Origin of the sequence: Veillonella sp. VA142, assembly GCF_003992135.1 — a bacterium.
Lineage (GTDB): Bacteria > Bacillota > Negativicutes > Veillonellales > Veillonellaceae > F0422.
In genome coordinates this window covers 38,722-47,860 of sequence record NZ_RQVN01000014.1, presented here as the reverse complement: position 1 = coordinate 47,860, position 9,139 = coordinate 38,722, and the positions used below count along the sequence as shown (strand labels likewise).

The 9,139-nt window shown below is 31.4% G+C and carries 13 protein-coding genes; 5 read left to right on the top strand and 8 right to left on the bottom strand.

Going from position 1 to position 9,139, the window contains the following annotated elements:
• The 8 genes from EO117_RS06545 to EO117_RS06520 all read right to left on the bottom strand — a co-directional run.
• The coding region (locus EO117_RS06545; RefSeq protein WP_164727514.1) for a hypothetical protein at positions 1 to 212 on the bottom strand (212 nt) is incomplete at its 3' end.
• Between the two features lie 9 nt (positions 213 to 221).
• Positions 222 to 389, bottom strand: a complete 168-nt coding sequence (locus EO117_RS09240; protein WP_164727513.1) for a hypothetical protein — start codon at positions 387 to 389, stop codon at positions 222 to 224.
• Positions 376 to 534, bottom strand: coding sequence for a hypothetical protein (locus EO117_RS09235; RefSeq protein ID WP_164727512.1), 159 nt, complete (start codon positions 532 to 534; stop codon positions 376 to 378). Before EO117_RS09235 ends, EO117_RS09240 begins: the two co-directional genes overlap by 14 nt.
• Positions 512 to 1,000: a hypothetical protein gene (locus EO117_RS06540; protein ID WP_126939678.1), complete on the bottom strand. Its 489-nt coding sequence runs from the start codon at positions 998 to 1,000 to the stop codon at positions 512 to 514. The genes EO117_RS09235 and EO117_RS06540 overlap by 23 nt, the downstream gene beginning before the upstream one ends.
• 34 nt (positions 1,001 to 1,034) lie before the next feature.
• A complete protein-coding gene (locus EO117_RS06535) occupies positions 1,035 to 1,214 on the bottom strand; it encodes a hypothetical protein (protein WP_126939677.1) in 180 nt (59 codons plus the stop codon).
• 71 nt (positions 1,215 to 1,285) lie between these two features.
• Positions 1,286 to 1,555, bottom strand: a complete 270-nt coding sequence (locus EO117_RS06530) for a hypothetical protein (protein WP_126939676.1) — start codon at positions 1,553 to 1,555, stop codon at positions 1,286 to 1,288.
• 70 nt (positions 1,556 to 1,625) lie between these two features.
• Positions 1,626 to 2,573, bottom strand: a complete 948-nt coding sequence (locus EO117_RS06525) for a hypothetical protein (protein ID WP_126939675.1) — start codon at positions 2,571 to 2,573, stop codon at positions 1,626 to 1,628.
• Positions 2,574 to 2,585: 12 nt separating this feature from the next.
• Positions 2,586 to 4,691, bottom strand: coding sequence for a MobA/MobL family protein (locus EO117_RS06520; protein WP_126939674.1), 2,106 nt, complete (start codon positions 4,689 to 4,691; stop codon positions 2,586 to 2,588).
• An 895-nt stretch (positions 4,692 to 5,586) separates the two neighbouring features.
• Between EO117_RS06520 and EO117_RS06515 the strand changes: the two genes are divergently transcribed.
• The 5 genes from EO117_RS06515 to EO117_RS06495 are packed head-to-tail and all read left to right on the top strand — an operon-like array spanning position 5,587 to position 9,138.
• Positions 5,587 to 5,862 carry a hypothetical protein gene (locus tag EO117_RS06515; RefSeq protein ID WP_126939673.1) on the top strand — a complete coding sequence of 92 codons (276 nt, stop codon included), beginning with the start codon at positions 5,587 to 5,589 and terminating at the stop codon, positions 5,860 to 5,862.
• Positions 5,862 to 6,530, top strand: coding sequence for a type IV secretion system protein (locus tag EO117_RS06510; RefSeq protein WP_126939672.1), 669 nt, complete (start codon positions 5,862 to 5,864; stop codon positions 6,528 to 6,530). Before EO117_RS06515 ends, EO117_RS06510 begins: the two co-directional genes overlap by 1 nt.
• Entirely contained in the window at positions 6,530 to 7,672 is a 1,143-nt protein-coding gene (locus EO117_RS06505) for a TrbG/VirB9 family P-type conjugative transfer protein (RefSeq protein WP_126939671.1), read from the top strand. The genes EO117_RS06510 and EO117_RS06505 overlap by 1 nt, the downstream gene beginning before the upstream one ends.
• Before the next feature lie 11 nt (positions 7,673 to 7,683).
• Positions 7,684 to 8,382, top strand: a complete 699-nt coding sequence (locus EO117_RS06500) for a hypothetical protein (protein ID WP_126939670.1) — start codon at positions 7,684 to 7,686, stop codon at positions 8,380 to 8,382.
• A 12-nt stretch (positions 8,383 to 8,394) separates the two neighbouring features.
• On the top strand, positions 8,395 to 9,138 hold the full coding sequence (locus tag EO117_RS06495; protein ID WP_126939669.1) for a TrbI/VirB10 family protein: 744 nt from the start codon (positions 8,395 to 8,397) through the stop codon (positions 9,136 to 9,138).
• Position 9,139: the final 1 nt, after the last annotated feature.

Sequence of the window (9,139 nt, the reverse complement as noted above, 5' to 3'; positions counted from 1 at the left end):
ATATTGGTATCATCTGGTGGGTATAAATTATGCTCTCGAATAAAATCATCTACAACATCTTTTTCATCTAATGTTATATTCGCTTTATCATTAACCAGTTTATATAAATCCATTAACTCTTGTACTTTTGGAGATTCAAGTTCTAACTCTTTAAATAATTCTTCTTTGGAGTTACATCCAAAGTGTTCATAAATTGTTTTATATTCACTCATTTTTTACCTTCATAGCTCTAAAAACTGTATAATTTCTATCAATTTCCTAGTTCTTGGATCTTTAGGATTTTCTAACATAAAGTCAAGTAACTCTTCGTTTGTCTTACACCCAAGTTCCTGCTTAGTATTCTGTAATATTTTTCCAAAAAGTTCATAAATTGATTTATTTCCACTCATTTTTACCCTCATTTAGTTTTAAAAATTGTAAAATTTCTTTCAATTCAATAGTTCTTGGATGCTTAGGGTTTTTTAACATAAAGTTAATTAAATCCTCATTTGTTTTACAACCTAATTCATTTTTAAGATAATTTAATTTTTTCACTTATATATAACTCCTTTTCAACGTCTACAATTACCCATGGTATCATTTCCCAATGTATTGGAAATAATCCTGTTTCTTTTAGCCACTGTTCATAGGCATCCTGTAATTTTTGTTGTAATTTTTCTTTTTTTGTTTCATTAACCTCAACGATATATGCTTTCCCATCAGTATCATCAATCATTGTTTTATCTTGACTATCTAAAAATACATCAACATCTACACCAGGAATATATCCAGTTACTTCCATAATATAAATTTGTTTTGTTAGTATTGTTGGTATACTTCCAGAAAATATGTCCATTAATTCATCTCTAGAAATGTCTCTATTAATAATTCTTTTATAAGTACTTTCTAGTTTAGATTTTGCTTTTTCAAATGAATCATAAACCACATAAATTTCCGTATTCTGTTCCCAACTTTCTGGTTCTACCCATAACATCCAACCATGAATATTTGATACGTTCATACTATCTACCTCTTTCTAATTATTTTTACTCATTTTATCTACTCCAGCCCAAATGTTTATGTCGTTCTTTCATACAATTAAGTTCGGCTTGTAACTCATTATTTTTTGATTGTGCATTCTGTAATGCTTCTTCTAATTGAGCTATTTTCTGCTCCATTTCTTCTGTTCTTACCTTTAATAACATAAATTGTTCTTCTACATCATTCATACTCATAAAGTTCCTCCTCTCCTTTAAAATTCTCTATCCATTTTCCTTTTGTATCCCACAATTTTTTATAAATTTTTCTAAGCTATATTTTTCAATTTTTTTAATTCCTGTTCTTTTTTCTTTTTACCACTCTTTACAATTTTTTTACGATACTGGTATCTTTTATTAAATCCGTTGTATACTAAATCACTAGCTTTCCAAATTTGCCAATCCCTACAAGGTCTACCTTTATATTGCAACCAATGAGTCCAATGATCAATAACTCTCCCTGTAAAGTCATTAATTATTTCTATATCTCCACAATTTTTAATATTAACTATTCTTCGCCTTGGCTTTATTCGTTTCATACTGTCACCTTCCTATTTATTTCCCCAAAATCACTGCAATTAGAAATCTCTATTATATATACCTACTTTATTAAATTCCCATGGATTGACCATTTTCTTTTAATTCTTTTGCATTAGTTCGTTTATTTTCATTGGCAATCTTGCTAAACTCTTTAAACATATCAGTGGCATCTAATTTTTCAGTATGTGCTTTTTGGATTACTCTTGCTACATCTTCTGCGTAAATATTTTTATTAATTAAATACATATGTATAACTGCTTTTTGATCGGCTTTCATATCCTGAATGGCATGTGTTAGGAATGATCTATCAATTTTACCCGCCAATTCTTTTTTATGGATTTCACCAATATATTCTGGAATTGGTTTTCTATCTTTTAAAGTTTGAGCGTCTTTGTTATATTCCTTAATTTTAGTATTTAATTGACGTAATTTTTTCTCATTAGGTTCTTTTACATAAGCCACATAAGCACTAAATAATTCATTTGCTTCCGCTCTAACTTTTTGTCGAAGATCTTCATCTTCAATTTCATCAGGTACAACCACTTCTTCTTTAGAAGTATCTTCTAATTCTTGCTCTTCAGCTCTTCCATAATTTTCACCTAATACGTTAATAGCAAAATTTTCTAATAACTCTGGATTATTTAAATCTTCTTCCTTAGCAAGTTCTACTGGTGGCATATCTGCCCCTAATTCCATATCATCTTCCTTAGCAAGTTCCAATTGAGCATTAATTTGATCAATGATATTTTGATTATATTCTTGAAGTTTATCTTGGATTTCATCACGAAGTTCAGCAGATTGCTTATAGGCTTCTGTATATACAAATCCATCTTTTTCATAGTTTACTTCATAGTCATCAAAAGTTTCTTTCATTAACTCTCGTTGCATTTCGATAGGTTTATGTTCTACTTGTTCCCACAGACGATTATATGCAGGTCTAATATGTATACCACGTTCCTTTTGCATGCCATTAAAGGCATCTAAAAATTCATCTTCATTCATAGAATAATCACTCATATCATGTCTCCTTTACCTAATCAAATCATCTTCTACGTGAATACGATCAGCATGCAACCCACGTTGCCCTCTAATTGGTGCTGGTCTATTTATATTAGTTGGCATATTAGATACACCACTAGTTAATTTATTAATTGCCGTTAACACTTTTGATGCTTTATGTTTAGTTTTAGGATTTACTCGCTTACTATTGGCAATTTTTTCTAATTTTTTCTTAGATTTCGTATATACTCCTTTCTGTTTTTGTTTTACTTTGTTAAACTCTGCCTCTACTTCTTTTTCTAATGCAGGAGTTACGTATTCCATTTCTATATTTCGCATTTGTGTACGTAAGTAGTCAGCCTCATATTTTACTTTGTACATCTGATCTATATCTTTTGTTTTATTTTTATGATATTCAATTAAACTTTCTTTTGAGCGGAGTTTTTCTTTTAGTTTTCCATATTCTCCATTAGTTGCTTCATTTAATAATCTATCTCTAATTTTTAATTTGAGTTTGTCGTCAGGAGTAAGTTCTTTACTTGCCTGTTCAATTGCTTCTACCTGATCCGATGCAGCTTTATCTATTTGTTCAGATAAACGTTCATGTTTTTTCTCTACAACTTGTTCTGTCAATTCTTCTTGATGAATAGTTTCTAACTCTTCATAATTAGATACTTGTTGTGCAGTTTCTAATAAATCTTCCAAATTCATTTTAGAAGATTCCAATATTTCTACACGTTCTTCTATTTTTTCTAATACTTCTTCTTTTTGAGCCGATACATCAATTTCTAACTTTTCTTTATCCCTATACAATTCTTCAAGCTCTTTACGATGTAGTATTGCCTCATTTTCTTTATTTACTTCTTCATAATGAGCTATCAATGCTTCTTTTCTATTGATTTTATGTAATGTATAAGAATATTCCCCATTAGACTCTTGATCTAGTATCATAGTTTGTAATTTTTCATTACTCATAGTTCTTAGATAATTGATTTCATCATCAATTTTTCGTATAGCAATTTTTGTATCTTTCAACAGACGATGTAATTCTTTTTCTCCATAAATGTAATCAATTTCAGCATTACGAAGATCCTCTCTTGCTGTTAAAGAGGTATAATTTGCTTCTTCCTGTGTAGTATTTTGTATCTCAATACCTTCTACACTGTAGGAAAAATAATCTTGTCGATGGAATGGAGAATAGAACACATCTTGCACAATTTGACGTTCTTTTAAAAGAGCATTAACAGCATATTTCATTGCCTCTTGATTATCTAAAATATTCTCTTTATACTCTCCTAAATTTTTCTTTAATTCTTTAGTCAAAATACGTTCTTGCTCGTACAAAATACGTTCTTTTACTTCTTCAGGAACTTCCATCACCTTTGTATTTTCCATTTGTACAACAGCCTCTTTAATCACATGTTTATACTTGTGAAACATCTCACGGCTTAATCTTGGAAAGGTCGGTTGTTCTGGTAAATTTACTTCTACTTCACCACTTTTTTGTGCAGATTTTTCTTGTGTTGCAAGTGTATCTGCACTAATACGAATATCTAATCCGTATTCTTCATATTTTTTATTTGTAATATCTGCTAATGTTTGTCGAATTTCATAAATTTGTTTCGTTTTAGATTTTCCAGCATACATTCTAGTTTTTACACTACCGCCATATTCATAGCCATGTATAGTTTTTCCTCGTTTAGCAAAAAAATCTTCTTCGCCCAAATGTTGAACTCTTTCGTCAACAATTCTTTCAGAAAACATAAGATGACAATGTGGATTTTTTTCTCCATAAATAGCACTATCTACTTCATGGATAGCATAAGCATATGGTAGGTTAGGGGCTACTACTTTGCGGTATTCTTCTACAATTTCTAATTGTGCTTCTCTTGGTAATTCATTTGGAAGCGTAAATGTGATAGTTCTGTGCGTTCTAATATCATGACGTTCACATGCTTTAAAAAACTCTTTTGCATCGCCATCAGTAAACTCTGGTAAATTACCAGATCCAGTAGCAACAAGATCTTCATCTCTAGTATTATATTTACCTTCACGGTTAATATAATCGAAGTGTGCTGATGCTGATGCACCTGTATTTTTATTGCCAACTTTCATACTGCAATAATAAGTAGCCATGTAACCTCCTTTCCAACGTACCGTAGGGCGGATGGGTCAGTATCCATATAGATACTGACTATAAAACGGTACGTTTTATTTCTTTTCGTAGAAAAGCCCATTACAGATACTCCTTCATTAGCCAAAAATTTATTTTTTTGTTTCTAATGAAGGGTATCTGTGTAAATGGGCATTCTATATTTTTTAAGAGTGCCTGTCGGCACTCGAAAACGTGCATTCGCACGTTTTTCCCCTAAGTCTTTTCTTTATTATACAATTTTTAATCCAATTTGTGAACAAAATATTTAATTGAATATCTATTTTTACTTAATTTTAAACATTTTTATTTTTTTATATAAATAAATTTGCTTTTTGTTCATTTTAATGTTACAATAAATGTGCCTCAAGATTACAGATGATAGAAACCTACCCTATCTAAGTTCAGATGTCTTTCTTTCTATCGTAATTACACTAAAAACAAATATTTGATTAATATGAACGGATTAAGACCAATGCTTTATTAAATAGTCATTAATATCTTTACACGATGTATCAATAGGCTGATTGGAAGTAATTAATTCAGTAGGTAAGGTATTGATTTTTTCTTTAATATCTTCGATAGGCTGATTGAAGAAATCAATAATATTTTTATGTTATTCTCTTTTTTGATTTTTTACGTGTAATTGATTTGTAATGGAGATTTCACATTCTCTCCGTTTGAGGCATCCTTTTAACAATCCTTTATACACACACAAACAAATAAAAATAACCTATCCAGTTCTTATACATTTTACTCAATAAAATCTTCTTACTTTTCATTAAAGTTGAGTTTTGCTATGTAGTCGTTTTCTCTGGATAGGTTGTTTTTATATAGTTTCTCAAAAATGAGGTGATATTTATGAAATAGGAGGCTTATATGAAAAATCTTTCAACATCCAATCTTCTATTATGGATACAAATTCTTCTAGTATTAAAAGGCATATTTATGGCAATACTACTTAGTCTATCTTTTATAATTTTATTTTTTTCACAAGAATTTGAATGGTTATTAGATGACCCATTGTATCTTGGATATATTTCGGCTGCCCTTAATATTGGATTTTTTGCTTTAATCATATTAGAAGATAAATTGGAAGATGCTCTATTTACTAAATGTCCAAATCCTGAAATTATCTTAGAAGAGGAGATGTAATGAGTACAACATTACAAGAACAATCACAAGATGCAGGAATTGTCATTTCTGCCAATATCTTGTCACAAAAAGATCGAGCCATTAGAACATGGCAAAGAGTTTCACTTTGTTTAGGACTAGCTAGTGTCATTGCTATTGCTGGTGCTTCGTATGTAGCTACACGTTCCACATTTATTCCGTATGTAATTAATGTGGATGAACAAACTGGATACGCTCATTCATTAGGTGCATTGACAGAGGTAAAGCGTGAAACTACTTCCGCAGAAATTGCGTATTTCTTAAAGAAATTTGTAGTAGATACTCGTAGCGTACCCAATGACAAAAAAGTACTTGGCGAACGTTTAAAAGCTGCAACTACATTTTTAACAGAAGGTGCTGCTCAAAAATTCCAAGATTTCTATGTAACAGAAATTGAAAAGAGTATTGCTAAAGGTGTAAATAAAGTAGAAATTCTTTCTTTTGATCGTGTATCTGGATATTCAGATACTTATCAAATCCGTTGGAAAGAAACTTTTGGTAAAGAAAAACCTAAGCAATATGTTGGAATTTATAAGTTAGAAAAGAAATCAATTTCTAACCCTCAATTATTAGAAACAAATCCTAACGGATTGTTTATTACTGACTTTACAGTAACCGAAGAAAATGTAGCTGAAGGAGTGAATAAATAATGAAAAAATCATTACAAATTGCTCTCGCTGCTTTTGCATTAACTACTGCATTAGGTTCTACAACATTTGCTGAAGGTACACAATATTATCCGACCTATCGTGATGGTGTTACTAATGTATACACCTATGGCGAATATAAGCAATTTGAAATAAATACAAGAGTTGGGTATATAACAGATGTTCAACTACGCCCTAATGAAGTATTACAAAAAATTGCTACTGGTAACAGTACTCAATGGAGCGTAGATCATGATGTAGTAGGTGGGATTCAACATGTATATATTAAGCCACTAGCAAGCGACCTACGAACAAACTTTATCATTAATACGGATAAACGGAGTTATAGATTACTCGTTAATTCTACAAACGAAACCGAATACTCTGTAGCTTTTATTTTCCCTAATGAAGATAAAGCAGATTATTTAGAAAAACAAGAACAATTAAGATTGCAAAAAGAAGCTCAAGAACAAAAAGAGAAGGCTCTTGCAAATCGAGCTTTATATATTAATTATAAAGTGAAAAAGAACCATCACGTGCCTCAAGACTTCTTGCCAAAATCTGTATTTGATGATGGAACAAAAACATACATTGAACTTCCAGAAAATGTACAAGATAACTTCCCTACCGTGTATTCTTATGACAAATTCCAAAAGAATAAAATTCAATTAGTGAATTATCGGTTAAAAGGAAATGTATTAGAAGTAGATAAGATTATGCCAGCTATTAAATTAGTATTTAATCAAAACTCATATCTCATGATTACAAAAGATGAGAAACAACAAACAATTCCTTCTCCAGATAAAATTGAGTTAAATAAGCAAATGCAACCTGAACCGTTATTAAAGTTATTACATAGTAATACACAAGCAGAAACAGTAACTTTTAAAGACACTTATGTAGGTAAAGCTGAAAGAGAGCATAAAAAGCACGTGGAAGAACAAAAAGAGTTTATTCGAGATACGCAACAACCTCAAGTTGCTCCACAACAAGAATCTACTAAACTTATCAGTAATGAAGAAATAGATAAGATGATTCAAAAACTAGAAGCAGATATTGGTTCTATGAATACACCTAGTCAAATGGAGCTACCTAGTGCACCAGCTACTTCTCCGATGGTATTACCAGCGATAGATAAAAATTAAGGGGGCGTATGATGTTATCTAAAATTAAAAATTTATTTAGAAAAAAGAATGAACCTGATGAATTAGTTCAAGATTCTCAAGGTCTGTCCCTTGAACCTGAATCAGAAGCTCCTAAAAAAGTAAATAACTTACTTCTCGGTTCTATTGCTGCCGTAGTTATTGGTGTGTTAATTTTTGCCGTTATGAGTGGCGGTGATGATTCTACCGTAAAATCGAATACTAATAAAGATTCTGGAAATGTTTCAACGGCTTCTTTGACAAGTGATAAACTAAATAATTTAGAAAAAGCAAAATCTACTAATTCTTCTAATCAAAAACAAATGGATAGTCATGAACATGCAAATGAAGAAGGAGTGGATGACCATGATCACGACCATGATCATTTCCACGAGCATGGGGATGTACATGCAACTTCTAGCGTGAATCCAAATACTGTAGTGGCAACTAGTCAGCCGCAACCGATTGTATTAAGTGATGAAGAAAAAGAAGCAAAAGAAGATGCTAAAGAAGCTAGAAATGAATATAAAGCTCAAGTAAAAACTCGTGCTAAAGAAGATTTAGATGGCTCAAGAAGTCCTATCTTTTTTACTCTAAAACAAGAAAAAGAAGATAAAAAAGAAGCTACTTCTGCATCGAATACAACAGTAGAAAATGCCAACGATTACTACAATAATTACTCCAAAGATAATTATATTTCTGTGGTTAAATAAGGGGGTGAATTTATGAAATTTTTAAATAAAAAAGCACTTCCTGTATTAGCTATGTTAGGTATATCTGTCGTATTTGGTTCTTCTAGTTATGCTGCTACGCCATCTGGCTATACTTCTAATCAAATTGTAAAAGCTAACGAGGTATTACAAGCTGGAACTGTTATTCCATCTACATTACTTACAACAATTGTAACTGATAACATGAATACTCCCGTTATTGCTGTTGTTCGTCAAAATGTATATGACTCTGTGACAGGGGAAAACTTACTCATTCCAGCTGGATCAAAACTGATTGGTGAACCTACTGGTTTTATTGGTACTCGTGTAAACTTATCTTTCCATAGGGTGATTTTCCCTAATGGACATAATATTGAACTCCCAGACTATGGAGCTATTGATGGAGTTGGCCAATCTGGTATTAAAGATAAATATACTACCCATAGTTGGCAAAAAATCCGTGGTATTTTCTCTGGCAGTATTTTGGCAAGTGTTCTTTCTTCCGTATCTAACAACTCAAAAACAACATCTCAATCTCAAATGACAAGTTCCAACGGAACAAGCTCTGGATATTCTAATACTCAAGAAGAAAGTCCTGCTAAAGAAGCCCTTCGCCTTGCTACTGCTGAAATTTTACAAACAATTTCAGATCAGACTAAGCAAAATTCAGAAGTTCCGCCAACAGGAACCATTCGTGAAGGGTACCAATTTAATATTATGTTAGGTACAGATATTCGCATCCGCCCTTACAGTAGATAAT